25 protein-coding genes and 1 pseudogene are annotated in these 25,117 nt (G+C 62.4%); 8 read left to right on the top strand and 18 right to left on the bottom strand.

The window, feature by feature from the left end; genetic code table 11:
* Positions 1 to 56: 56 nt before the first annotated feature.
* The 14 genes from ACE191_RS20615 to ACE191_RS20550 form a co-directional block, all read right to left on the bottom strand.
* Entirely contained in the window at positions 57 to 368 is a 312-nt protein-coding gene (locus tag ACE191_RS20615) for a cupin domain-containing protein (protein ID WP_400194144.1), read from the bottom strand.
* 139 nt (positions 369 to 507) lie between these two features.
* Positions 508 to 1,035, bottom strand: coding sequence for an STM3941 family protein (locus tag ACE191_RS20610; protein ID WP_400194143.1), 528 nt, complete (start codon positions 1,033 to 1,035; stop codon positions 508 to 510).
* Positions 1,036 to 1,101: 66 nt separating this feature from the next.
* The gene (locus ACE191_RS20605; RefSeq protein ID WP_400194142.1) at positions 1,102 to 1,614 is read right to left on the bottom strand and encodes an NADH-quinone oxidoreductase subunit J; all 513 of its coding nucleotides are present in this window, start codon (positions 1,612 to 1,614) and stop codon (positions 1,102 to 1,104) included.
* An 82-nt stretch (positions 1,615 to 1,696) separates the two neighbouring features.
* Positions 1,697 to 2,269 (bottom strand): NuoI/complex I 23 kDa subunit family protein, encoded by a 573-nt coding sequence (locus ACE191_RS20600; RefSeq protein ID WP_400194141.1) that lies wholly within the window; start codon positions 2,267 to 2,269, stop codon positions 1,697 to 1,699.
* An 87-nt stretch (positions 2,270 to 2,356) separates the two neighbouring features.
* Entirely contained in the window at positions 2,357 to 3,427 is a 1,071-nt protein-coding gene (nuoH, locus tag ACE191_RS20595) for an NADH-quinone oxidoreductase subunit NuoH (RefSeq protein ID WP_400194140.1), read from the bottom strand.
* Positions 3,428 to 3,516: 89 nt separating this feature from the next.
* Entirely contained in the window at positions 3,517 to 4,524 is a 1,008-nt protein-coding gene (locus ACE191_RS20590; protein WP_400194139.1) for a 2Fe-2S iron-sulfur cluster-binding protein, read from the bottom strand.
* 86 nt (positions 4,525 to 4,610) lie between these two features.
* Positions 4,611 to 5,951, bottom strand: coding sequence for an NADH-quinone oxidoreductase subunit NuoF (gene nuoF, locus ACE191_RS20585; protein WP_400194138.1), 1,341 nt, complete (start codon positions 5,949 to 5,951; stop codon positions 4,611 to 4,613).
* Positions 5,952 to 5,969: 18 nt separating this feature from the next.
* Positions 5,970 to 6,536 (bottom strand): NADH-quinone oxidoreductase subunit NuoE, encoded by a 567-nt coding sequence (gene nuoE, locus ACE191_RS20580; protein WP_400194137.1) that lies wholly within the window; start codon positions 6,534 to 6,536, stop codon positions 5,970 to 5,972.
* Positions 6,537 to 6,546: 10 nt separating this feature from the next.
* The gene (nuoD, locus tag ACE191_RS20575) at positions 6,547 to 7,818 is read right to left on the bottom strand and encodes an NADH dehydrogenase (quinone) subunit D (protein ID WP_400194136.1); all 1,272 of its coding nucleotides are present in this window, start codon (positions 7,816 to 7,818) and stop codon (positions 6,547 to 6,549) included.
* A 106-nt stretch (positions 7,819 to 7,924) separates the two neighbouring features.
* The gene (locus ACE191_RS20570; RefSeq protein WP_400194135.1) at positions 7,925 to 8,488 is read right to left on the bottom strand and encodes an NADH-quinone oxidoreductase subunit C; all 564 of its coding nucleotides are present in this window, start codon (positions 8,486 to 8,488) and stop codon (positions 7,925 to 7,927) included.
* 85 nt (positions 8,489 to 8,573) lie between these two features.
* The gene (locus ACE191_RS20565) at positions 8,574 to 9,131 is read right to left on the bottom strand and encodes an NADH-quinone oxidoreductase subunit B (protein ID WP_400194134.1); all 558 of its coding nucleotides are present in this window, start codon (positions 9,129 to 9,131) and stop codon (positions 8,574 to 8,576) included.
* A 153-nt stretch (positions 9,132 to 9,284) separates the two neighbouring features.
* Entirely contained in the window at positions 9,285 to 9,671 is a 387-nt protein-coding gene (locus ACE191_RS20560) for an NADH-quinone oxidoreductase subunit A (RefSeq protein WP_400194133.1), read from the bottom strand.
* Between the two features lie 274 nt (positions 9,672 to 9,945).
* Entirely contained in the window at positions 9,946 to 10,452 is a 507-nt protein-coding gene (locus ACE191_RS20555; RefSeq protein WP_400194132.1) for a DUF2243 domain-containing protein, read from the bottom strand.
* On the bottom strand, positions 10,445 to 10,648 hold the full coding sequence (locus tag ACE191_RS20550) for a hypothetical protein (RefSeq protein WP_400194131.1): 204 nt from the start codon (positions 10,646 to 10,648) through the stop codon (positions 10,445 to 10,447). The genes ACE191_RS20555 and ACE191_RS20550 overlap by 8 nt, the downstream gene beginning before the upstream one ends.
* Before the next feature lie 263 nt (positions 10,649 to 10,911).
* Here ACE191_RS20550 and ACE191_RS20545 point away from each other — a divergent pair, with 263 nt between their 5' ends.
* From ACE191_RS20545 to ACE191_RS20525, 5 genes are all read left to right on the top strand, one after another.
* Positions 10,912 to 11,532, top strand: coding sequence for a porin family protein (locus ACE191_RS20545; RefSeq protein ID WP_400194130.1), 621 nt, complete (start codon positions 10,912 to 10,914; stop codon positions 11,530 to 11,532).
* A 182-nt stretch (positions 11,533 to 11,714) separates the two neighbouring features.
* Complete coding sequence (bla, locus tag ACE191_RS20540; RefSeq protein ID WP_400194129.1) at positions 11,715 to 12,467, top strand: subclass B1 metallo-beta-lactamase; 753 nt, start codon at positions 11,715 to 11,717, stop codon at positions 12,465 to 12,467.
* Positions 12,468 to 12,616: 149 nt separating this feature from the next.
* Entirely contained in the window at positions 12,617 to 13,555 is a 939-nt protein-coding gene (locus tag ACE191_RS20535; RefSeq protein WP_400194128.1) for a DUF808 domain-containing protein, read from the top strand.
* A 328-nt stretch (positions 13,556 to 13,883) separates the two neighbouring features.
* A complete protein-coding gene (locus ACE191_RS20530; RefSeq protein WP_400194127.1) occupies positions 13,884 to 14,783 on the top strand; it encodes an SDR family oxidoreductase in 900 nt (299 codons plus the stop codon).
* A gap of 550 nt (positions 14,784 to 15,333) precedes the next feature.
* Positions 15,334 to 16,032: a hypothetical protein gene (locus ACE191_RS20525; RefSeq protein WP_400194126.1), complete on the top strand. Its 699-nt coding sequence runs from the start codon at positions 15,334 to 15,336 to the stop codon at positions 16,030 to 16,032.
* Positions 16,033 to 16,280: 248 nt separating this feature from the next.
* Here the strand turns inward: ACE191_RS20525 and ACE191_RS20520 are convergent, their stop codons facing one another.
* Positions 16,281 to 17,939 carry an ATP-binding protein gene (locus ACE191_RS20520; protein WP_400194125.1) on the bottom strand — a complete coding sequence of 553 codons (1,659 nt, stop codon included), beginning with the start codon at positions 17,937 to 17,939 and terminating at the stop codon, positions 16,281 to 16,283.
* A 185-nt stretch (positions 17,940 to 18,124) separates the two neighbouring features.
* Between ACE191_RS20520 and clpB the strand changes: the two genes are divergently transcribed.
* Positions 18,125 to 20,734 (top strand): ATP-dependent chaperone ClpB, encoded by a 2,610-nt coding sequence (gene clpB, locus ACE191_RS20515; protein ID WP_400194124.1) that lies wholly within the window; start codon positions 18,125 to 18,127, stop codon positions 20,732 to 20,734.
* Between the two features lie 172 nt (positions 20,735 to 20,906).
* Positions 20,907 to 21,695, top strand: a complete 789-nt coding sequence (locus ACE191_RS20510; protein ID WP_400194123.1) for a hypothetical protein — start codon at positions 20,907 to 20,909, stop codon at positions 21,693 to 21,695.
* A gap of 165 nt (positions 21,696 to 21,860) precedes the next feature.
* Here the strand turns inward: ACE191_RS20510 and ACE191_RS20505 are convergent, their stop codons facing one another.
* The 3 genes from ACE191_RS20505 to ACE191_RS20495 all read right to left on the bottom strand — a co-directional run bounded on the left by ACE191_RS20505 (position 21,861) and on the right by ACE191_RS20495 (position 23,576).
* A complete protein-coding gene (locus ACE191_RS20505) occupies positions 21,861 to 22,355 on the bottom strand; it encodes a hypothetical protein (RefSeq protein WP_400194122.1) in 495 nt (164 codons plus the stop codon).
* A gap of 121 nt (positions 22,356 to 22,476) precedes the next feature.
* A complete protein-coding gene (locus ACE191_RS20500; RefSeq protein ID WP_400194121.1) occupies positions 22,477 to 23,046 on the bottom strand; it encodes a hypothetical protein in 570 nt (189 codons plus the stop codon).
* 110 nt (positions 23,047 to 23,156) lie between these two features.
* A complete protein-coding gene (locus tag ACE191_RS20495; RefSeq protein ID WP_400194120.1) occupies positions 23,157 to 23,576 on the bottom strand; it encodes a hypothetical protein in 420 nt (139 codons plus the stop codon).
* A gap of 320 nt (positions 23,577 to 23,896) precedes the next feature.
* Here ACE191_RS20495 and ACE191_RS20490 point away from each other — a divergent pair.
* Positions 23,897 to 25,117: pseudogene (locus ACE191_RS20490) on the top strand (hypothetical protein); the annotation flags it as partial.

The following is a 25,117-nucleotide window of genomic DNA, read 5'->3' as shown; positions in this document are numbered from 1 at the left end:
GGCCCCGAAGCTTCGGGGCCGCAACTCGTTTAGGGAACCATAAGCAAGCAGGAAGCCTAGCGGAAAATCAGCAGCTTGGCGGCCTGCAGGCAGCGCAGGGCGTGGGGCGCGCCGGCTGGAATGATGAGGTAGTCGCCGGCTTCGAGTAGGGTAGTGGTGCCACCCAGCTCCAGCTCGAGTTGCCCCGCCAGGGCCGTCACCAGCACCTCGTCGGCCGAGTGGTGGGTGGGCATGGTTTCGCCGGTGCGGAAGGTTTTGTAGAGCACTTTCTGGCCGTGGCGGCTGAACAGCACCAGGCCTTTCTGCTCGCCAATAGAGTTGTGCTGGCCGGCCAGCAAGCTGCCGCTCTGGATCTGGGTGGTATTCATGGGTACTGACTTTCGGGTGGGCGATTGATGCAGGCGAAAGTCGGGGCTGGCAAGCGAGCCGGAAATGACGAGAATCAGGCAGGAAGCTGATACGGTTCAGGTATCAACGCGGGGAGTGCTGCCCACGGCCGCTACTGCTTCAGCTGCTTCCGCCCGTGAATTCTTGCAACAGGTTGGCCCGGGCCGCCGGCAGGGTTTCTTTTAGCGCCAGCACGAGTTTCAGCAGCCGGGGAGCATCGACGCTGGTGGCGCTCAGGGGCAGCGTCAGCTCCTGAAAGCCCATTGCCCGGGAGATGCCGCCCAGTTGCTGGGCCAGCCGGCCCTTACGCTTCGAGGGCTCAAAGTCCGGTGGCACTACGAGGCACAAAAGCTGCTGCTGGTGCACTTCTACCAGGTAGGCATCCTGAATCAGCTCCCAGTTGATGAACTGGCGGTGCACTTCGTGGTGGAAGATGCCCACCGGGTTGAGCACAATCTGCGGGCGGCGGTCCAGCAGGTTGTAGAGCCCCAGCGGGTAGCCCAGGCCGAAGAAGAGCAGACCCGCCCACCCCAGCCCGTGCGCCGGGTTGTGGTAAACCATCCACCCGCAGGGCACCACGAACACAGAGCAGAGCAGCAGCACGCGCACGGCGCGCCAGCGGGATTTGTAGAAGCTGATTTCCGGCATAGACAGGGCAAAACAAAAGCAGCGCCCGAAGTTCAGGCGCTGCTTTCGTTGTTGAAACGCTTTCGGCTAGAAGTTCCGCTCGCCGGTTTCGCGCTTGCCCAGCATCACCGAGCCTACCATGGCAATCAGGAACAGGACCGAAGCCAGCTCAAAGGGCAGCAGGTACTGCTGGTAGAGCACCAAACCCAGGCGGTTGACCATGCCAATCTGCGAGTCGAAGGTGGCCGCGTCGGCGCCCACGGGATTGACGTTGCGCAGGGCCGCCACCAGCACCAGCAGCAGCAGGCCACCGGCCACGGCGGCCGTAATCTTGGCCAGGGCGGGCTTGTGCGGTTCGGTATCGGTGTTCAGGTTCAGGAACATAATCACGAACAAAAACAAAACCATGATGGCGCCGGCGTACACGATGATGTTCACCGCCGCCAGGAACTGCGCGTTCAGCAGCAGGTAGTGCCCCGAAATGGCGAAGAACGTCAGGATCAGGAACAGCACCGAGTGAATGGGGTTCTTGGCCAGCACCACGCCCAGGGCGCTAAGCAGGGCAACGAACGCGAGAAAGTAGAATAGGGAGGTACCCACGGCAGTTGAATGATTGAATGGCTGAATGGTTGAAGGATAGTGCTTGAACGGCCAGCCATTTAGCCATTCAGCCAGTTAACCATTATTCCAGGCCGGCCATGCGGCGGGCCAAGGCTTCGGCCTGCTCGGGCGTGAGCTGAATGCCGCGCTTGGAGCGGGCACTCGGGTCCACGGGCTCCACCAGGCGGTCTTTGCCGTAGGTGAACTCGTCGCGCTCGAAGCGGGGCGGGGCCATCTTGTCGGCCTGCAGGTAGATGGCCGCCTTGGGGCAGGCTTCTTCGCAGAGGCCGCAGAAAATGCAGCGCAGCATGTTGATTTCGTAGCTGACGGCGTACTTCTCCTCGCGGTACAAACCTTCTTCGCCCTTTTTCCGCTCGCCGGCTACCATCGTAATGGCCTCGGCCGGGCAGGCCACGGCGCAGAGGCCGCAGGCCGTGCACCGCTCCCGGCCCACTTCGTCGCGCTTGAGCACGTGCAGGCCGCGGAAGGTAGGCGAGAAGGGCCGCGTTTCCTCGGGGTAGCGAATGGTGGCTTTCTTGGAGAAGAAGTGCTTGAGCGTGATGCCCATGCCGGTGAGAATAGCCGGCAGGTAAGCCCGCTCAGCCAGGGTCATCGGCTTCTTCTCTAAGTGCTTGGATCTATTGGTGAGTTTCATCGGGAGGTCGAAGGTAGCGCGAAGCTCTGGTTCGCGGATCGTTGTGCAGGGTCGCCCGGCGGGTGCTCGTGTTGTTGCGGAGCAGTGCTAGCCGAAGAAGTAAGACTTCAGCATGATGAATGCCCCCGTCAGCACGATGTTCAGGATGGCCACGGGCAGCAGGATGGTCCAGCCTAGGCGCATCAGCTGGTCGTAGCGGAAGCGCGGCAGCGTCCAGCGTACCCACATGAAGAAGAAGATGAAGAAGAAGATCTTCGCAAACATCGTCACCGTGCCCAGAATGGTTACCACGTTGTGGGCAAACAGCTCGCCCTGCGAATCGGTGAGGGTGCGGTAGAGCAGATGCTCGCCGGGGAAGCTGAAGCCGCCGAAGTACAGGGTGCTCATCACGGCCGAAGCCACAAACACGTTGATGTACTCGGCAAACAGGTACAGGCCCATTTTCATCGACGAATACTCGGTATGGTAGCCGCCCACCAGCTCGGTTTCGCACTCGGGCAAGTCGAAGGGCGTGCGGTTGGTTTCGGCGAAGGCGCAGGTGCAGAAGATGATGAAGCCCAGCGGCTGGTACACGATGTTCCAGAGGCCGTGGTACTGCTGCAGGGTGATTTCGCGCAAACTCAGCGTGCCGGTCAGCATCAGCAGGGCAATCAGGGCCATGCCCATGGCCAGCTCGTAGCTCACGGCCTGGGCCGCGGCGCGCACGGCGCCCAGCAGGGAAAACTTGTTGTTGGAGGCCCAGCCGCCAATCATGATGCCGTACACACCCAGCGACACCACGCCGAAGACGTAGAGCATGCCGATGTTGACCTCAATGGCCTGCAGGCGGATTTCGGTGCCGTCGCCGAAGATGAGCGTGTTGCCGAAGGGAATAACGGCCGAGGCCATCAGGGCTGTGGTCATGGCCAGGCAGGGCCCGAACACGAACAGCCACCGGTTGGCCCCGCTCGGGAAAAACTCCTCCTTGGTGAACAGCTTCACGGCATCGGCCAGGGGTTGCAGCAAACCGAAGGGGCCGGCGCGGTCGGGGCCCACGCGGTCCTGCAGAAAAGCCGCCACCACGCGCTCGGCGTAGGTCGAGTAGGTGGCAATCAGCAGAGTGATGCCGAAAACGGCCAGAATAACGAGGCCTTGCCAGGCAATTGCAGGTATTTCCATTTGGTTGGTTTTTCGTTTTTGGTTGTTGGTTTTTGGCCTCCGGCCGCTGGCACGAAGCCAACAACCAAAAACCAATCACCAAAAACCACCTAGCGGCCGAGCTTCAGCGGTGGGTTGTTTTCCAGGTCGCGCACCGAGCTTTCGGGCAGGTCGGCAATAACCTGGGGGTTGACCACCGGCAATTCGTAGTGGTTGGCCGAAATAACCGAGGTGCGGTCGACGTGCGTCGGGCCCTCGATGGTCCAGTCGGCGGTTTCTTTTTTCTCGAAGCGGCAGGTGTTGCAGATCCACTCCTTCACCTCGCCGTACTCGTCCTTGCGGGCCGTTACGCGCAGCACGTCCTTGCCCTTGTACCAGAGCACCACGTTGCCCGAGCATTTTTCATGCTCGCAGTTGCGGTGGGCATTCACCGGCTTGGTAAACCACACGCGCTGCTTGAAGCGGAAGGTCTTGTCGGTCAAGGCTCCCACCGGGCACACGTCGATGACGTTGCCGCTGAACTCATTGTCGATGACGTTTTCGATGTAGGTGCCGATTTCGGCGGCATCGCCGCGGCCCAGTACGCCGTGCACGCGCTTGTCGGTGAGCTGATCGGCCGTGTACACGCAGCGGTAGCACAGGATGCAGCGCGTCATGTGCAGCTGGATGTAGGGGCCGATGTCGATTTTCTCGAAGGTGCGGCGCTCCTCTTCGTAGCGGGTGGTAGCCACGCCGTGCTCGAAGGCGAAGTTCTGCAAGTCACACTCGCCGGCCTGGTCGCACACGGGGCAATCCAGCGGGTGGTTAATGAGCAGCATCTCCACGATGCCCTTGCGCACGTTCAGCACCTGCTCGGAGGTGGTGTTTTCCACCACCATGCCGTCCTGCACCGGCGTCACGCAGGAGGCCACCAGCTTGGGCATGGGGCGCGGGTCCTTGGCCGAACCAGCCGCCACGCGCACCAGGCAGGCGCGGCACTTGCCGCCCGAGCCCTTCAGCGGGGTATAGTAGCACATGGCCGGCGGCACAATGCCGCCGCCAATCTTGCGGGCTGCGTTCAGAATGGTGGTACCGTCGGGTACTTCCACCTCCACGCCGTCGAAGGTTATTTTAGCCATTGGTTGTTAGGTCTTAGATTGTTAGGTATTAGGTTTTAGGCTTTGGGGCCGACTAAGCCCTAACACCTAACAACCTAAACCCTAGCTTATGCCAGCACGCCTTGGGCCGGGTACACCGCACCGGGTTGGGCGGCTTGCTTGGCGTGGGTTACGTGCCACTCAAACTCGTGGCGGAAGTGGCGCACGGCGGCAGCTACCGGCCAGGCGGCGGCTTCGCCGAGCGGGCAGATGGTGTTGCCTTCGATTTGCTTGGCCACGCTCACCAGCAGGTCGATGTCGTGCATGTGGCCGTGGCCGTGCTCGAGGCGGTGCAGCACCTTCTCCAGCCAGCCCGTACCCTCGCGGCAGGGCGAACATTGCCCGCACGACTCGTGGTGGTAGAAGCGGGAGAAGTTCCAGGTGTTGCGCACGATGCAGGTCGTCTCGTCCATGGCAATGAAGCCGCCCGAACCCAGCATGGTGCCGGTCACGAAGCCGCCGTCCGACAACGACTCGTAGGTCATCAGGCGGTTTTCCCCGGCCGCAGTTTTCAAGATCAGCTCCTTGGGCAGAATCGGCACCGACGAGCCGCCGGCCACCACGGCTTTCAGGTCGCGGCCCTTCCAGATGCCGCCGCAGTACTCGTCGGAGTAGATAAACTCCTCGACGGGCACGCCCAGCTCGATTTCGTAGATGCCGGGCTTGCGCACGTGGCCGCAAGCCGAAATCAGCTTGGTGCCGGTGCTGCGGCCCACTCCGATTTTGGCGTATTCCTCGCCGCCGTCGTTCACGATGGGCACTACCGCCGCAATAGATTCGACGTTGTTGACCACCGTGGGGCGGGCGTAGAGGCCCTGCACGGCCGGGAAGGGCGGCTTGTTGCGGGGGTTGCCCCGCTTGCCTTCCAGGCTTTCCAGCAGGGCAGTTTCTTCACCGCAGATGTAGGCGCCGCCGCCGGGGTGCACGTGCAGATCCAGGTCGTAGCCCGAACCGAGGATGTTCTTGCCCAGGAAGCCGTTGGCGTAGGCCTCGGCAATGGCTTTTTCCAGGATGCGCAGCACGTAAAGCAGCTCGCCGCGGATGTAGATGTACGAGGTGTTGGCGCCCAGCGCGTACGAGCTCGTAATCATGCCCTCCACCAGCAGGTGCGGCAGCTTCGACATCAGCTCCCGGTCCTTGAAAGTGCCCGGCTCCGATTCGTCGGCGTTGCACACCAAATGACGCGGAATACCCTCCGGCTTGGCCAGAAAGCTCCACTTCATGCCCGTGGGGAAGCCCGCGCCGCCGCGGCCGCGCAGGCCCGACTTCTTCACTTCTTCCACCACCTCGTCGGGGGTCATCGTCTTCAGGGCCTTCTCCACCGAGCGGTAGCCGCCGTGTTTGCGGTATACCTCGAAGGTGTCGATGCCGGGGACGTTAATATGTTCGGTCAGTAGCTTGCGGCCCATGACGGTAGTTGCTTCGGGTTATTGTTGCGTGTGCTGCAAGCCAGTCTGTTCCCAGGGCAGCAGGGGGCGGTGCACCAGGTTGCGCAGCTCCGAGAGCATGGCGTCCACGGCCTCTTGCGTGTCCAGTTGCTCGTAGTACTTCTCGCGCACCTGCACGATGGGCGCCGTGCCGCAGGCGGCCAGGCATTCCACTTCTTTCAGGGTGAACAGGCCGTCGGGCGAGGTGCCGCCCACTTTGGCGCCGGTAATGCGCTCCAGGTTGGCGGTCAGCTCGTCGGAGCCGCGCAGCATGCAGGGGCCGGTGCGGCAGATTTCCAGCACGTGCTGGCCCACCGGCTTGAGGTTGAACATGGTGTAGAAGGACGACACCTCGTACACCTCGATGGGCAGGATGCCAATCGTTTCGGCCACCAGGTCTTGCACCTCGGGGCTTACCCAGCCGCCAAATTCGGCCTGCGCGATGTGCAGGATGGGCAGCAGGGCCGACTTGCGGCGATCGGCGGGGTAGTGTTCAAACAGACGAGCAATTTCCGCCTTGGCGGCTTCGGAGAATTGCGGCTTTACGGTCGCGGTGGTCGATTCCATTAGCAGCAGATTAAGCGTCCAGCTCGCCGGCAATGACGTTCATGGAGCTCAGGGTAAGAATGGCGTCGGAGAGGGTGGAGCCGACCACCATTTCGGGGTAGGCCTGGTAGTAGATGAAGCAGGGCCGGCGAAAGTGCAGGCGGTAGGGCGTGCGCCCGCCGTCCGACACCAGGTAGAAGCCCAGCTCGCCGTTGCCGCCCTCTACCGAGTGGTACACCTCGCCCACGGGCGCTTCAATCTCACCCATGATGATCTTGAAGTGGTAGATGAGGGCCTCCATGTTGCGGTACACCTCCGTTTTGGGCGGCAGGTAGTAGTGCGGCGCGTCGGCGTGGTAGGGGCCTTCGGGCAGGTTTTCCAGGGCCTGGTTGATGATGCGCAGGCTCTGCCAGATTTCCTCGTTGCGCACCAGGTACCGGTCGTAGGTGTCGCCGTTGGTGCCTACCGGAATTTCGAAGTCGAAGTCCTGGTACGAGGAGTAGGGGTTCATCACCCGCACGTCATAGTCGACGCCGGCGGCGCGCAGGTTCGGGCCGGTGAAACCGTAGTTCAGGGCGCGCTCGGCCGAAATCGGACCCACGTTGATGGTGCGGTCCATGAAGATGCGGTTGCGGTCGAACAGGTTCTGGAACTCGCGCATCACGGCCGGGAAGCGCTTGAGCCACACCCGCAGCTTCTCGATGGCCACCGGCGACAGGTCGCGCTCCATGCCGCCCACGCGGCCCATATTGGTGGTCAGGCGCGAGCCGCAGACCTCCTCGTAGATTTCGTAGATGTTTTCGCGCTCCTCAAACAGGTAGAGGAAGCCCGAAAACGCGCCGGTGTCCACGCCCAGGATGCCGTTGCACACCAGGTGGTCGGCAATGCGGGCCAGCTCCATCATGATGACGCGGATGTACTGGGCACGCTTGGGTACCGTCACACCCAGCAGCTTTTCCACCGTCATGTGCCAGCCCATGTTGTTGATGGGGCTGGAGCAATAGTTCATCCGGTCCGTCAGCGGCGTAATCTGGTAGAAGGGCCGGCGCTCGGCAATCTTCTCGAAAGCCCGGTGGATGTAGCCGATGGTGGGCACGCCGGAAATGATTTTCTCGCCATCCATCTGCAGGATGTTCTGGAAAATGCCGTGCGTGGCCGGGTGCGTGGGGCCCAGGTTCAGGGTCGTCAGCTCCTGGCTAAAGTCCTCGGTGCGGGGCACCAGGGAGCCGCGTAACCGGCGTTCGGTTTCGCGGGCTTCCTGAATGATTTTATGGGTAGCGTCGAGCGTGTCGTTCGTTGCCATGAGGATGGTATGGGTAGTTGGTATTGGGTATTAGGATTGATGGTGTCAGTTGGACTTTCGAAAACCAGGTCTTGCTACCAACTACCTAATACCTACTACCTGGAATCTAGCGGCCGAAAAACAAATCGGTTTTGTCTTCGCGGGTACCGTCTTCGAGGGGGTATTCCCGGCGCATGGGGTGGTAGTCCATGTCCTCCACATTCAGGATGCGAATGAGGTTGGGGTGGCCGGTGAAGATGATGCCGAAGAAGTCGTAGGCCTCGCGCTCCATCCAGTTGGCCGTGGCGTAGATGTCGGTGAGGGTGGGCACTACCGGGTCGGCAATGGGGAAGAAGATCTTCAGGCGCAGGCGCAGATTCTGGGTGAGGCTGTGCAGGTGGTACACCATGCCCAGCTCGCGGCCTTCCTGCTCGGGCCAGTGCATGCCGCACATGGTCGTCAGGAAGTTCAGCTGCAGCTGCTCCTCGCCGTGCAGCACGTCGATGATTTCGTGAATCCGCTCACGGGTGGTGGTGACCGTCAGCAGGCCGTAGGGCTCCTCCACGTCGGTAAACGCGTCGGCGCCGAACAGCTCCTGCAGGCGGGCCAGCAGGCGGGCATTGGCCGCCGCCGTGGGGTCCAGCTCGGCCGCCAGTTCCTGGGCGGCGGGTGATTCGTTGGATTCAGCCATTCTTGGTATTGAGTATTTGGTACTGAGTACTGAGAAGAAAGCGCCGCGGCGGGAGTCTAACTACCCAATACCCAATACTTACTACTTACTTGATGTTGTAGGACGCCAGCAGGGCCTGGTACTCGGGCGCGTTGCGGCGGCGGATCGATTCGTTTTTGGCCAGCTCCTGCACGCGCATCAGGCCTTCCAGCACCTGCTCGGGGCGGGGCGGGCAGCCGGGCACGTACACGTCGACCGGAATGATGCGGTCGATGCCCTGCAGCACCGAATAGGTGTCGAAAATGCCGCCCGACGAGGCGCAGGCGCCCATGGCCAGCACCCAGCGGGGCTCGGCCATCTGCTCGTATACCTGCTTTACAATGGGGGCCATCTTCTTGGCAATGGTGCCCATTACCATCAGCAAGTCGGCCTGCCGGGGCGAAAACGACGGGCGCTCCGAGCCGAAGCGCGAAATGTCGTAGTGGGCGCCCATGGTGGCCATGAACTCGATGCCGCAGCACGAAGTGGCAAAGGGCAGGGGCCACAGCGAGTTGGCGCGGGCAATGCCCACCACCTTGTCGAGCGAAGTGGCAAAGAAACCGGCGCCTTCGATGCCCTCGGGGGCGGCTACGGTCTTGATTTCAGGAACGCGGTTATCACTCATGGCGAAAAGTCGGGTTAGGAATAAGCTGGGCGGCAACTATGCCTTTCCGAACACCAGCCCGGGCAGTTTAGTGCTTAGTGTCTAGGGCTTGGTGCTTGGTTTGTGCAATAATTCGATCAGGCCAGGCACCAGGCACCAACAGCTAGGCACCAATCAGTTCTGCCACTTCAGAATGCCTTTCTTGATGATGTAGAAGAAGCCGGCCAGCAGCAGGGTCATGAAGATGATCATCTCGATGAAGCCCGTGGCGCCCAGCTCGCGGAAGTTCACGGCCCAGGGGTACATGAAGATAACTTCCACGTCGAAGAGCACGAACAGGATGGCCGTCAGGAAGTACTTCACCGAAATCGGGGTGCGGGCGTTGCCCACCGACTCAATGCCGCACTCAAACGACGAATCCTTCACCGTTGAATTGCGCTTGGGCCCGATGAGGTGCGACACCACCATCGAAAACGCCACGAAGGCCAGGGCCAGGCCGAGTTGAATGAAAATCGGCGCGTAGTCGGCCGGTTGGTACACTGCGGGAACTGCTAACAGCATGGCAAAGGTGGATTGCTGTTGAAAAAAGGCATTGGGGGGCAAAGGTAGGCCAAAAACCGGGGGGGTGCAACGCATCCTGCGCCATTGCCGCCCCCTTGCATGTAGCTACAGGTTTTCAGGCGCTTGCTTGGATAAGTTCTACCCAAACCCACAACCGTTTGCCCCCGCCCTCGATAAACCCAAAACCGGCCCCAGGGTTGGCGCCGCCGGCAGCCTCGCCGGCTCCGCCCGCGTTACCCGTCCTTTTGCAACTCCGTAAAGCCAGGCGACTAATTTACCGCCCCGGGCGGGTACCGGTCGGCGCCGCATCGGCGCGGCCGCCCCGAATCAGCACCCCGCCCAGCAGCAACTGCAGCCCTGCCAAGCCCAAAAAGCCCCAGTCCCAAGGGCGCGGGTCGGCGGCGTACTCGTGCACGTGGTGCAGCTCCAGCAGCATGTGGTCGATGGTGCCCTCCACCAGGTTGAACAGCCCCCAGCCCAGCACCAGGCTGCCCCCAAACGTGCGCCCCGACCACGGCACGTCGCGGCGCGCGCCGGCGGCCCACAGCACCCGCAGCCCAATGGCCGTCATCACCCACACCGCGGCGTGAAACACCCCGTCCCAGTACATGTTGGTTTTGGCTGCTACCAGGGTGTCGGGTGGCAGGCGAGCCGAGAGCATGTTGTGCCACTGCAGAATCTGGTGCAGCACAATGCCATCGACAAAGCCGCCCAGGCCCGCGCCTAGCAGCAGGCCCGCCGCAATTAGGGGGCCGCGGTTGAGGGGTTCGTGCTCAGTCATGGGTTCGTTGCCGCGTGCGTTTGAGGTCCTCGAAGAAATACACCCCGGCCCCCAGCGCCAGCAGCAGCGCTACCGGCACCAGCAGCAGCCCCAGATTCTGGGCGTAGTTAGGCTGATAAATGGCGGCCTGCACCCGGGGGCGGCACACCGTGCAGGCCCAGCCCGCGCCGCTGCTGCCGGCATAAGCCAGCAGCAAAGCCAGCAGGTGCTTTGACGCCGGCCACCCGCGGTCTGGGCGCTTCAGCAGATGTGCTAGGCAGGTAAGCATCTGTCTTTTACTTGCATCGGCCCCGGCTTGGTTTCCGGTTTCGCGGGCTTTTCTGCCCCAGCCTACAGCGAAGGGGCTGGCAATGGTCTCCAACGCACCTAAATCTATTGTACCCTGCCACGCTCTGCCTGCACAATAAGGAAGTTTGCGCCGCCGTTTCAGCCGCCAATCCACCTGTTCCCTGCCCGCTCATGCGCAACCTTTTCCTCCCCCTGGCCCTCGTGGCCGCCGGCGCTTCCCCGGCCCTGGCCCAACGCGTCCACGTCGGCCTCAAGGCCGGTACCTCCTACACCAAGCTGCGCGGCAACGACCCCGAGCAGCTGTCCTCCGCCAGCAACGCCTACTACCTGGGCTTTCACGGCGGCGCGCTGGTCAATTTCGCCGTTACCCAGGCCGTGTCCATTCAGCCCGAGCTGCTGTACTCCCAGAAAGGCGCCCGCAACAAAATCAACCACGACTACCACACCCGCCTCCACTACCTCGACCTGCCCATTGCCGTGAAAGTGGCCCTGGGGCAGACCGGCTTCTTCGTCGACGCCGGCCCACAGTTTGGCTACCTGCTGCGCGGTAAATCCGGGGTCGGCAAGTACACCTACAAAGTCCACGACCAGTACGAGCGCATCGACATTGGCTTCGTGGCCGGCCTGGGCTACCAGCTGCCCATCGGCCTGCAGGCCGGCTTCCGCTACAACGGCGGCTTCACCCGCCTCAACAAGCCCATCATTATCAACAACAGCCGCATCCTGGCCACCGACGACATCCGCAACGGCGCCTTCCAGTTTTACCTCGGCTACCAGCTGGCTTCCCGCTGAGCCCGCCGCCCGATCCGCGCATCTTTATCTAGGGGCGTTCGGAGCGGCCGGGTCTTCAATCCGGCGGGCGAAGCATCTTTGCCGGGCCATTCCCTGGGGTGGGAGGGATGCTTCGCCCGCTGCTTGTCCCAACGCTGAGGCTCCCACCGCGGCAAGGCCCCAGCTTCAGCCGACTTCTGCCCATGAATTTCCTCCTCGCCCTGGCCCTGCTGGCCGCCGCTGTCCCGACCCGCCGCCAGTCCACCCCGGCCGCCGCCGCTACCCACCCCGTGGTGTATCAGTCCGCCGACCTGACCATCACCCAGGTGGCCCCGAACACCTTTGTGCACACGTCCTTTCTGTCGACCCAGTCCTTCGGCAAGGTTTCCTGCAACGGCATGGTGGTGCGGAGCGGCGCCGAAACCGTGGTGTTCGATACGCCCACCGGCGACGCGGAGTCTCGGGAGCTGATTGCCTGGATAACCCAGCAGCTGCACTGCCAGGTCAAGGCCGTCGTGGCCACGCACTTTCACGAAGACTGCGTGGGCGGACTCCCGGCGTTCCACCAGCGCAACATTCCGTCCTACGCCCACCGCAAGACGATTAAGTACGCCCAGGCGCGCAAGTTCAACGTACCCCGGCATGGGTTTGCCCCGCGTCTGACGCTGCCCGTGGGCAGCGCCCAGGTGCAGGCCACCTTCTTCGGGGAAGGCCACACCAAAGACAACGTGGTGGGCTATTTCCCCGCCGACGCCGTGCTGTTCGGCGGCTGCCTGGTCAAGGAGCTGGGCGCCGGCAAGGGCAACCTGGCCGATGCCAACGAGCCAGCCTGGTCCGCCACGGTAACCCGGGTCCGGCAGGCCTACCCCACGGTGCGGGTAGTCGTGCCCGGCCACGGCGCGGTCGGTGGCTCCGATTTGCTCGACTACACCATCCGGCTGTTTCAGCAGCCCTAGTCCCGCCTTTTTCCCGCCCGGTTCCTGCCCCGCCCGTACAAGGCCGGAGTGCCCCGTTCCCGAAACCCGCTCTAACTTGCTGCCGGGTTGAAACGGGCACGCTCCACAAACGCCCCCAACGCCCCTTTCAGGCACCGAACACACCAGGCATGGCTTCAGGTTTTTTTGCGCTATTAGATGACGTTTCCGCCCTGGTAAAAGCCAGCGCGGCCAGCTTAGACGACGTACCGGCCCAGGTCGCCAAAACCACCGGCAAAGTGTCCGGCATCGTCATCGACGATACCGCCGTCACCCCCAAGTACGTCGTCGGCCTCGACCCCTCCCGGGAGCTGTCCATCATCTACCGGATTGCGAAAAAATCCCTGATCAATAAAATCTTCATTCTCAGCCCGGCCGCCCTGCTGCTGGGCTACTTTGCCCCCTGGGCCATCACGCCCATTCTGATGCTGGGCGGCGCCTACCTCTGCTTCGAGGGCTACGAGAAGGTGCATTCCCTCTTCAGCAAGCACCCCCACGAGGCCACCGAAGCCGAGTCGGTCGAAACCATCACCCCCGAGGAGCTGGAGCAGCAGCGCGTGGCCGGCGCCGTGCGCACCGACATCATCCTGTCGGCCGAAATCATGGCCATTGCCTACAGCCAGGTCACCGAGCAGCCGGTGGTAAACCAGATTGCCGTGATGCTGGCCGTGGCCGTGTTCATCACCGTGGCCGTCTACGGCTTCGTGGGCCTCATCGTGAAGGCCGACGACATCGGCGTGCACCTGGCCCAGGACAAGTACTCCGCCTTCACCCAGAAATTCGGGCGCGGCCTCGTCAAGTTCATGCCCCACTTCCTGAGCATCCTCAGCTACGTGGGCACCGCCGCCATGCTCTGGGTCGGCGCCGAAATCATTGCCCACGGCATTCCCTTCACCGCCCACCTGCTGCACGACCTGGAAGAGTCCCTGGCCCACATCCCGGCCCTGGCCTGGCTGGCCAAAGCCCTGTCCTGCGCCATCGGCGGCCTCCTCATCGGCTTCGTAGTCGAGAAGCTCGTGCTGCTGGTCAAGAAGCTGCTGGGCAAGGACAAGAAGGCGCAAAATGCCTAAGCGGTTGCAGCGGCTACGCGCGGGCCGCTAATCCGCACCTCTGTAGCTGCCGCCCCGGCCCCTGCGCCGTCGGTGGTCGCTCAAGGCCGCCTCACGCGCCTCGCCAAGCGCAAACTCCGCCACCTAGGGCCGGGCCCGGGTGCCCGCGTATTCCGGTGGCCGCCCCACATCTATATGCGATTGGGCCGCCGAGCCGTTCCGCCTACGTTTGCGGCGGCAATTCCCCCGCTAGCAGCGCGTTCCGGTGCTTTTCGGCCGCGGCTGGGCCCGCTCCCCGCAGCCCTTTACTGGAGGCGTGAGTTGCCTGTGCCTCAACTCGTACTGGGAGATGAATCAACAACCCGATGCGCGCCCAACGCCGGCGCCAACTATCCGCAAAGTGCTCGTGGTGGGGGCCACCGGCATGTTGGGGCGACCGGTAACGCAGGAGCTCGTAGCGGCGGGCTTCGAGGTAACGGCCCTGGTGCGCAACCCGGCCCGGGCCCGCCCGCTGCTGCCCGCTGCCGTGCGCCTGGTGGCCGGCGACCTGGCCCAGCCCGACACCCTGCCCGCCGCCCTGGCCGGGCACGACGCGGTGTACCTCAACCTGTCGGTGCAGCAAACCGAGCGGGAAAGCGCGTTTCACCCCGAAGGCGAAGGCCTGCAACACCTGCTGGCCGCCGCCCGCCAGGTCGGCGTGCAGCGCGTGGTGTACCTGTCTTCGCTCATCAAAGACTACGCGGGGTTTCGCTGGTGGGTGTTCGAGCTCAAGAAGCAAGCCGCCGAGCAGGTGCGGCGCAGCGGACTGCCCTACACCATTTTCCATCCTTCGGCTTTCATGGAAACCCTGGTGGGCACCCAGTTGGCCGGTTCCCGCATCCTGGTGGCCGGCAAGGCCCGGCACGGCATGCACTGGGTGTCGGGGCGCGACTACGGCCGCCAGGTAGCGGCGGCCCTGCGCCTGCCCGCGGCCGCCAACCGCGAGTACGTGGTTCAGGGCCCCGAGCCCCTCACCACCCTGGAAGCTGCCCAGCAGGTGGCCCGCTACCACGGCCGCCGGCGCCTAACCGTGTCCTACGCCCCGTTGGGCCTCATCCGCTTCCTGGGCCGGTTCGTGCCCCGCATGAACTACGGCGCCCACATCATCGAGGCCTTAAACGAAATGCCCGAGCCCTTTCAGGCTGCGCAAACCTGGCGCGACCTGGGCCCCGCCACCGAACCCGTACGCGACTTCGCGGCCCGGCAGTAACTCCCCGCGCCCGAATCCGAGTCAGCTGCCACCCCTCCGCCACCAGAACGCCCCCTCCCCCCACGTCGCGCATTGGGCAAGGGAAGGGGGCCGGGGGAGGGGAGGCCCGGGAGCCGCAATAGTCGGGCAGCTTAAACATAGTGGTGCCACGGCTCCAAGCCGTGGCACCACGCCCCGCCCGCGCCGCCACGGCTCCCCCTCTCCCCCTGGAGAGGGGGCCGGGGGGTGAGGCCCCAACCCTTCCGGCTCCGGCCCCGATCGTTCCGGGTCTCGCCGCAGTCGTTCCGGCCCCGGCCCCAATCGTTCCGGCACTAAACCCAGTCGTTCCGGGTCCCGCCGCAATCCTTCCGGCACCGGACGCAGTCGTTCCGGCACCCGCCTCAATTGTTCCGGCACCCGCCGCAGTCGTTCCGGCACCGGTCACACATTTTTCCTGCCACGGAATACCATATTCCCGCCAAATATTGCTATCCTTGGCAACTACGCTACCGCTACCCCTTACCCCCACACATCTATCACTCTCGCTTCCTCCCTTTCAACCCTTTTCCATATGCTTACCGCCAAACAAGACAACCGCCTCACCGCGGCCGAAAACGTCCTCACTGCCCTGCAAAGCGACGCCGCCCCCTACCAGTCCGACAACGGCGTCAAGGCCATCGTCGCCGAGCTGCAAACCCAGCTCGCCGCCCTGCTGCCCCTGCGCCAGCTCGTGCTGCGCCACAAAAGCAAAGGCCCCTCGCGCACCAAGCGCGAAAAGCGCGAGCAGCTGGCCACCTACACCGCCGAAGTAGCCGGCGACCTGCACGCCTACGCCGCGGCCCAGCCCGACCGCACCCTGCAGGCCATTGCCAACGTCAACTACTCCGGCCTGATGGACCTGCGCGGCACCGCCCTCGCCGACACCGCCCAGCACCTGCACACCACCGCCACCGCCCACCTCACCGCCCTGGCCGATTACGGCGTCACCGCCACCCGCCTCCAGGAGCTGCAAACCGCCCTCACCGCCTTCGGCGGCGTCAAAAACGACCCCCGTCAGCACATCTCCGAGGCCAAAGCCGCCCGCATCGCCGTCCAAGGCCAGTTCTCCGCCCTCGCCACCCTGCTCGAAGACCGCCTCTACCGCAGCCTGCGCAAGTACGCCCGCTCGCACCCCGAGTTCTACCAGCGCATCCAGGCCGCCCGCATCATCATCGACCGCCCCGGCCGGCAGCAAGGCGGCAGCGACGAGCCGCCCGTGAAGCCCGAGTAACGGGCCGCAGCCCCCGCCGCCTTAGGCGCCTGTCATCCTGAACGCAGCGAAGCGGAGTGAAGGAACTCACCCGCTTCGCTGCATTGCGTTGCAATGCGTTGCATTGCGTTGCATTGCGTTGCAATGCGTTGCATTGCGTTGCATTGCGTTGCAATGCGTTGCATTGCGTTGCATTGCGTTGCATTGCGTTGCATTGCGTTGCATTGCGTTGCATTGCATTGCGTTGCATTGCGTTGCATTGCGTTGCACTACAAAGGCAGTTGAAGCTGCAGTCCACTAGGGAACCAGCGACCTGCTCTTGTTCTGCCTTCAAGTCTAATCATACCATCTGCTTTCAACTCTTTTAAAAGAGCTTGTATCTGAGATGCTGTGAGGTCGGCCATATATTGATGCAAATCAACTAATCTGGTACCTACACTTTGTCGAGCGCGTATTTGATTAAATATCTGTTGTTTTCTCTCTGTTCTATTAACTATTGGAGCAGCTTTAAACATTTGCTTTTGGCTTCTCCTCGCTTTAAGAGCTGGATTAATATCTATTACCCCTTCGTCATTACTCACAAGAATTTCCTGCTCCAGCAATTCTCGTACGCCCGATGCACTAAGATCGAATGAGCTTATTCTTTCATTATCTAATCGTCGCTGGCGAAAGGTATCTAATGTGCGCATAGCATCTACTGTTAAATAGTCCCATGTATCGACTGGAACGGATTGCATTGCATCTAGGAACCCCTCGTCAACTGGAGCGAAGAGAATTACTTGAACGTCGTTTTGGTCACGTTCAATAAATGTTGGCAGCTTTTGGGCTTGGCGAACAGCAGCAGCTATCATCAGATCTACACCTTGGCCCGAACGTTCTATACGGCCGCACTTTTCCAATGCTTCAGCTAGTAATCTGTTACGCCTTAGCTGCTCGTCAGCAATTGTAGCAGAAGTAATCATGCCTGGGAAGGTGCCAGGGCTAATTACTTCTAATTTCTCAGGACTTATTCTAATACGAACGCTTTCTGGATGCTTATAGTCCCTATGAACTACAGCATTTAAGATTGCTTCGCGCACAGACCTTTCTGGAAAACGCAGAAGAGAATTAACGCCAGTACCCTTCTGAATATCCCTAATGGGAAGATCGTATGGAAGTATAAATTCCCATAACCTCTCCAACCCAAGTAGAATAGCTAGGCGCATATTCTCTCTTCTATCATATCTAATCTTATTTGGCACCTGCCTGTACTCAGCAATAACTTCTGCATTAGGAATCCAGCGGCGGATAATATCGTCTTTTCCTAATAATAGGATAGCAGCGCGAGTCAAGCTATTATCAGCAATAAGACCAGTGTCTACCAATAGCCTTTCGATAGGCATTGAAGCGTATCTATCCTTTTGAGCTTGAGATGTAGCTCTTTCTATAACACCTGTACGAAATAATGAAAGAGCCGTGCTATCTAGATCGGCCACGCTAGTTCCATGACATACTTCTGCAGTGACGTCCGTCTCGCCCTCATCTAAAATAAGCTTTAGCTGATCCGGGGTCATTGGGACGAGGGATTCATCCGACCTCATCAAAAAAGCCCCATCCACTTGGATTGGTCTTCCAGGAGGTCTAGAAGGAACTTTAAAGACCACAACCCGGCCATTAGGATGGTCTATCTCAAATGCTTCTACCCTTAAACGCAGAAGTTCCGTTAACTGCCTTTTCCTTTCTCCGAGATTGAGGAAGGCTTGACTTCCAACGACCTGCCTTGGTATGCGGTCAGTAACTCCTAAGATCATTTTTCCTCCTCCCTCATTCGCTAACGCAGCTATATAGCGCCGCAAATCATCCCAAGAGAAGCTGTTTCGAGCGGCTTTAAACTCGAGCTTTTCATTCTCACGTGAAGAGAGTAGAGAATTTAGTTCTTCAACGGTCATGCAGAGCCTTTAATATTTGAGTGCAAGGTACAACGATACATTTTCAGCTTTACTTGTGACAGAAAGACATTATTCCGTCATAACTAATAATAGATAAGCGACAAAAAGTCCGAATATCCCCTTTAGCCCACCATTTGCTAAGCCCGTATCAGCAGAACCGCAGCACCTGAAACAAGCTTAGCACCATGAACTTCAACAACTTCACCATCAAGGCCCAGGAGGCCGTGCAGAAGGCCACCGAAATTGCCGGCGGTCAGCAGCAGCAGGCCATCGAAACCGGCCACCTCCTCAAAGCCCTCTTGCAGGTGGATGAAAACGTCACCGGCTTCCTCGCGGGCAAGCTCGGCGTCAACCTGAACATCCTCACCCCCCGCCTCGACGCCCTCGTGCAGGGCTACCCCAAAGTCAGCGGCGGCTCGCCCTACCTCGCCAACGAGGCCGCCTCGGCCGTGCAGCGCGCCAACGGCTTCCTCAAGGAGTTCGGCGACGAGTACGTCTCCGTCGAGCATCTGCTGCTAGCCCTCATCGACGGCCGCGACGCTACCGCCAACTTGCTCAAAGACACCGGCTTCAACGGCATAGACCTCAAAGCCGCCATCAAAGAGCTGCGCGGCGGCCGCAAAGTCACCTCCCAAACCGCCGAAGACCAGTACCAGAGCCTCAACCGCTACGCCCGCAACCTCAACGAGCAGGTGCGTACCGGCAAGATGGACCCCGTCATCGGCCGCGACGAGGAAATCCGCCGCGTGCTCCAGATTCTCTCGCGCCGCACCAAAAACAACCCCGTCCTGCTCGGCGAGCCGGGCGTGGGAAAAACCGCCATTGTAGAAGGCCTGGCCCAGCGCATCGTGGCCGGCGACGTGCCCGAGAACCTCAAGGACAAAACCATCATGTCGCTCGACATGGGCTTGCTCATCGCCGGCGCCAAGTACAAGGGCGAGTTCGAGGAGCGCCTCAAGTCCGTCATCAAGGAAGTCACCGACGCCGAGGGCCAGATCATCCTCTTCATCGACGAGATGCACACCCTCATCGGCGCCGGCGCGGGCGGCGAGGGCGCCATGGACGCGGCCAACCTGCTCAAGCCCGCCCTGGCCCGCGGCGAGTTGCACGCCATCGGCGCCACCACCCTCAAGGAGTACCAGAAGTACATCGAGAAGGACAAGGCCCTCGAGCGCCGCTTCCAGGCCGTCACCGTCGACGAGCCCACCGTCGAAGACGCCATCAGCATCATGCGCGGCATCAAGGAAAAGTACGAGCTGCACCACGGCGTGCGCATCACCGACGACGCCGTCATTGCCGCCGTCGAGCTCAGCAGCCGCTACATCACCGACCGTTTCCTGCCCGACAAAGCCATCGACCTGATGGACGAGGCCGCCGCCAAGCTGCGCATCGAGCTGAACTCCATGCCCGTGGAGCTCGACGAGGTGCAGCGCCGCATCATGCAGTTGGAAATCGAGCGCGAGGCCATCCGCCGCGAAGACAACAAGGACCGCGAAGCCGTGCTCAACAAGGAGCTGGCCGAGCTGGGCGACAAGCGCGACTCGCTCAAGGCCCGCTGGGAGTCCGAGAAAAACGTCCTCACCGACATCCAGACCCAGAAAGAAGCCATCGAGCGGTTCAAGCTCGAAGCCGAGCAGGCCGAGCGCCAGGGCGACTACGGCCGCGTGGCCGAGCTGCGCTACGGCAAAATCCAGGAAGCCGAAGCCAAGCTCAAAACCCTGCAGGAGCAGGCCAACCAGAACAAGGACGGCGGCTCCATGCTCCAGGAAGTCGTCACCCACGAGGACATTGCCGAGGTAGTGGCCAAGTGGACCGGCATTCCCGTGAGCAAAATGCTGCAGTCCGACCGCGAAAAGCTGCTCAACCTCGAAGCCGAACTGGGCAAGCGCGTAGCTGGGCAGTCCGAGGCCATCATGGCCATCAGCGACGCCGTGCGCCGCTCCCGCGCCGGCCTGCAGGACCCCAAGCGGCCCATCGGCTCCTTCATCTTCCTCGGCACCACCGGCGTCGGCAAAACCGAGCTGGCCAAGGCCCTGGCCGAGTACCTGTTCAACGACGAAAACGCGATGGTGCGCATCGACATGTCGGAGTACCAGGAGCGCCACGCCGTCTCGCGCCTGATCGGGGCGCCTCCCGGCTACGTGGGCTACGACGAAGGCGGCCAGCTCACCGAGGCCGTGCGCCGCAAGCCCTACTCGGTCATCCTGCTCGACGAAATCGAGAAGGCCCACCCCGACGTGTTCAACATCCTCCTGCAAGTGCTGGATGATGGCCGCCTCACCGACAACAAGGGCCGGGTGGCCAACTTCAAGAACACCATCATCATCATGACCTCCAACACCGGGGCCGACATCATTCAGCGCAATTTCAAGGAGCTGAACGAGTACAACCACGACGAGGTGGTCGACCGCACCCGCGAGGAAGTCATCGAGCGCCTGAAAGGCCACATGCGCCCCGAGTTCCTCAACCGCATCGACGAAATCGTGATGTTCCAGCCCCTCAAGCGCCGGGAGATTCGCAAAATCGTCGACATCCAGTTCCGCCAGATTCAGCAACGCCTCGAAGAAGCCGGCATCCGCCTCGAAGCCACCGACGAGGTGCTCGACTTCCTCGGCGAGCAGGGCTTCGACCCCACCTTCGGTGCCCGCCCCCTCAAGCGCGTGCTCCAGCGCCTGATCCTGAACGAGCTGTCGAAGGAAATCCTCAGCGGCAAAGTGAGCAAGGACGCCGTGGTGGAAGCCGAGCTCCAGGACGGGCAAATCCGCTTCGTCAACGTGGAAATCCCCACCGTGTAATCACCCGTCTGGCCCAACAGCAACAGCCCCGTCGGTAATGTGCCGGCGGGGCTTTTTTGCGCCCCATGCACCGGGTCGGTCGAAGTATCGGCAAACAACTGTGCTTGGGCCGTAGCGGCGTTGTAAGTTGCCCCCGCAAACCCGTTGTGGCCGCTGACGGCCCATCCCGCCCATGAAACGCATTCACCTGTTCGAGTTCGAGGACTTCGCCTGGTTTCCCCACTGGCTGCGCACCAGCCTGACGCGGCTCATCGTGGTCATGCACAAGTTTCTGGGCTCCTCGGCCGACTTAACCCAGCTGCTCAACCGGGCCCTGGCGCACTCCCCAGTCCCCGCCATCGTCGACCTGTGCTCGGGCAGTGGCGGGCCCATGCTGCCCGTCTTCCACGCGCTGAAAGCCCAGACCGGCCTGGATAAGCTGCAGCTCACCCTCACCGACCTCTATCCCAACCTGGAGCTGGCTGCCGCCATCAACGGCCAGCTCAACCCCGCCATCCGCTACCAAACCCAGCCCGTCGACGCCACCCGCGTGGGGACGGAGCTGCGGGGCGTGCGCACCATGATCTGCAGCCTGCACCACATGCCGCCGGCCGTGGCCCGGGGCATCCTGCAGGATGCCCAGCAGCAGCGCCAGCCCATCTGCGTGTACGAAATCAGCGACAACAGCTTCCCCATTGCGCTGTGGTGGGTGGCCCTGGTCCCGAACTTTCTGATGGCGCTGTTCATCACGCCCCTGGTGCGGCCGCTCACGCTCCGGCAGCTGTTTTTTACTTACCTCGTGCCCCTCATTCCCCTGTGCTTTGCCTGGGACGGCGCCGTGTCCAACGCCCGCACCTACACCCTCGGCGATATGGACATGCTGCTCGAAGGGCTAAAGTCGGATGATTACACCTGGGAAACCGGCCGCCTCACCGGCAAGGCCAAAAAGCTCTATTTGCTGGGCCTTCCGCTGGCCCGATAGCAGGTGAGCAGGTCCCTGGTTATGCGCGGGCCGCCACTGGAAATTCGCCCAGTTCGTCATGCTGGGGCCCCGGCGAGGCATCTTTCCCACCGATGGCGCGCCCCATCCTACGCAGCGGGAAAGATGCTCCGGCTACACCGGTGCCAAATCAAGCAGGGCGTCCCATTACCTGCTGCCCACCGACCTCGGTGGCGGCGTGGCGTTGAGCGGACGCGGCCGCTGCGCCCGCATCAGCTGCCGGTGTAGCTGCTTCTGCCAGCGTTTTGGCAGCGACTGACCTTGCAGGTATTGGGTTACCAGCCGAGCTTCTCGCTGCCGATGGTTGCGGTTCAGCGTAATCGGGGCGACAATCAGCAAGGTCAGGGAGGTAGCGCCGCCCAGAAAGGTGCCGACCAACGGCGCGGCGGATGGTCCGGAAGAAAAGCCGCCGTACAGGTTCAGGTCAATCTCGATCTGCGAGGCCGAGTACGCGGTGCCCGCTACTGCCAGCGGAAAGAGCCCGAGGCAGGCCCGTCCCGTCTGCCGGTGCTGGCGAAACAAATCGTGCAGCGCCTGCACGGTGTCGGCTTCGGTCAGCACCCGGCTGGGTAGCTGACTGGCCCCGGGCACCTGCGCCCGGGCCAGACTGCTGACCAGCAGCAGCACCATTACGGTTTTCACGGCGGCAAATAGTTACTATAATATACATGATTGCTAATATTAAAGCCACCCTTCTTGGCGGCAGTCCATCCCCGGCAGCAACTGATTAGCGGCGGGGTAAGGGAGGATCAACGTTGCCGGGCTACTGGCGCAGCGCTTTCTGCTGGGCCCTCAGCTTTTCCATCTGCAACGACTGCACAATAGCTACCCGCACAATGGCCGCCTGTGCGTAGTGACGCGGTTTGAGCTTGCGGCGCAGCTTGGCCGGAATGGGTTTACCCGCTTCGTAGTCGCGCTGAATCTGGGCCAGCCCGCTGCGGCTGTACTTGACGTAGCGCGCCACCATGGTCCCCACGCCGCCTACCATCAGCGGCACACCAATGGCTACCTGCCAGGCTGCCGGCGGGTCGGTGTCCACCAGCCGGTCGTTGACGTACTCCTTTGAGGGCTGCAACATGGCCAGGCCCAGCGGAGCCAACGGCAGAAACCACCAGGTATTGGCCCGCTTGGTCGCATAAAGCGACAGCAGCGCCCCGGCCGTATCGGCTACCGTGGCGCTGGGCTGGTAGTGCGGCAGGTACCAGCGCCCCAGCTGCTTCGGAATGGAATCGGGCGTAGTAGGCAGCGAGGCAATAGGCGCCGTCGGGCTTTGCGCCAGTGCCGGGCCGCTCAGGACTGCCAACAGGCCTGCGAAGAGAAAACGTGGTAGCATAGCAGTGGGGTAGGATGCTGCGGCAGGCAAGGAGCGCGTGACCGGCGTACCCGCGCCTCAGCCGGCACGCGGGTGGCGTCGACGCGGATACCGGGCGCTGCCGCGCGGTTTTAGGGCGTGGGGCGGAAGTAGTCGGCGCGCAGGCGGCGGCGAATGTGGTGGGGGAGGGGGCGCCCCTGCTGGTACTGCTTGATGTAGGCTTCCTCGCGCTTGCTGCCGAAACGCACCAGCTTGCTCACGCCCACGCCCAGAAACGGGGCCGCCACCAGGGCCGAGCCCACCACCGAACCCCCTCCATCGGCCAGCACACCGCGCACCAGCACCAGCGAGCCAATGGCCGTGAACAGGGTACCGCCGTTGCGCCGCTTGCGGAACAGGTTGCGCACGGCCGCCACCGAGTCGGGACCGGCCTGGCCGCTCACGGCTGCCGGCGCCGGGGGCTGGGGAGTGGTGGGCAGGGTGGTCTGCGCGTGGCTGCCCGCGGCTGCGAGAGCCGTCAGCAGAGCCGTGGCAAATAAGCGCTTCATCATAGTCAGGCGGCCGCAATCCGGCCCTTGCAAAATTCCCCGAAGATACGGGCTCCGGCTGCAGACGCCCAAGCCCCGGGCGGCTATACGGCCGCGGCGGAGCCGGGATGGATGCTGCGGAAACGGGGTGGCACGGGGCTGAGATGGGGCACCGAAAATAAAGTTACCGGCCGGCGTCACCTCGGTCGCCGGCCTGCGTAGAGGGGCCTAGCGTTGTTGGCTTGTTGGGGTACAGGTATATCTTAATAATACCATAAACCGACCCGGTTTTGTACCGCGGCCACGCGCCTTTCTGCGTTTTTACTTTTTTCCTCCCCCCTCTTATGCGCATACCCCTACCCACCGTTTTTACGGGGTGCTCTTTCCTGCCCATTGGGTCGCCGACGGCGCTCCGGTGGGCCAGCCTGCGGGTGCTAGCCTTGCTGTGCCTGTTGCTACCCCTTTCCACTGCCTGGGCCCAGACCACCGGCCCCGAGGGCGGTACCTTGAGCGGCACAACCACCGTGTGCTCGGGTACCAATTCGGGCACGCTCACGCTGAGCGGCTACTCCGGTACCATCGTCAAGTACCAGTTCGACAGCGGCAACGGCTTCCAGGACGTGAGCGGTAACTCGCCCACGTTCCAGTACTTCGACCTGCAGACGACCACCACGTTCCGCGCCATTGTGCTGGTGAATGCGGCCCGGCAGGTGGCCTCCACCGAGGCCGTTATCACCGTGTCGCCCATGCCGGCGGCCGCGCTGAGCTCCAACGGTCCGACCACTTTCTGCGGCCGCGGCACCGTTGACCTGACGGCCAGCCCCACCGGCCCCGGCTACAGCTACCAGTACCTGCTCAACGGCCAGCCCATTGCCGGCGCCACCGGCCCCGACTACACGGCCACGGTTACCAGCAGCGGTAACTACTCGGTGCGCGTAACCAGCGGCGCCAACTGCACCTCGACTTCCAACGCCGTCGCCATTACGGTCAGCGGTAGCAACGTAGTGTCGCTGGCGGCCAACGGCCCCACGTCGGTGTGCCAGGGCGGCTCGGTGCCGCTCACGGCTACGGCTGGCTCGGGCTACTTTCTGCAGTTCTTCAAGGACGGCGTGCAGATTCCCGGCGCCACCAGCAGCACCTACACCGCTACTACTTCCGGCACCTACACGGTGACGGCCTACAACCCCATGACCTGCGCCGGCACCTCCAACGAAGTAGCCGTGACGGTAACTCCCGGCACTTCGCCCACGGTAGCCTACAGCGCCGGCAGTTTCTGCCAGAACGCCACCGCCAACCCCACGCCTGCTGTTTCGACCCCGGGCGGCACCTTTAGCTCGACTTCGGGCCTGAGCCTGAACCCCAGCACCGGCGTTATCAACCTCGCGGCTTCCACTCCTGGTAACTACACGGTGACCTACGCGGTAGGCGGCCCTTGCCCCGGCACGGCTACCACCACGGTAGCCGTAACGCCCGCCACCAACGCGGGCTTCGCGTACGCGGCGGCCACGTACTGCGGGAACGGGCCGGACCCGGTGCCGACGATCAGCGGCACGTCGGGCGGCACG

This window comes from Hymenobacter sp. B81 (genome assembly GCF_044628455.1).
In the GTDB taxonomy this organism is placed as follows: domain Bacteria; phylum Bacteroidota; class Bacteroidia; order Cytophagales; family Hymenobacteraceae; genus Solirubrum.
The sequence above is the reverse complement of the archived record's forward strand: the minus strand, read 5'-3'. Positions and strand labels throughout refer to the sequence as shown.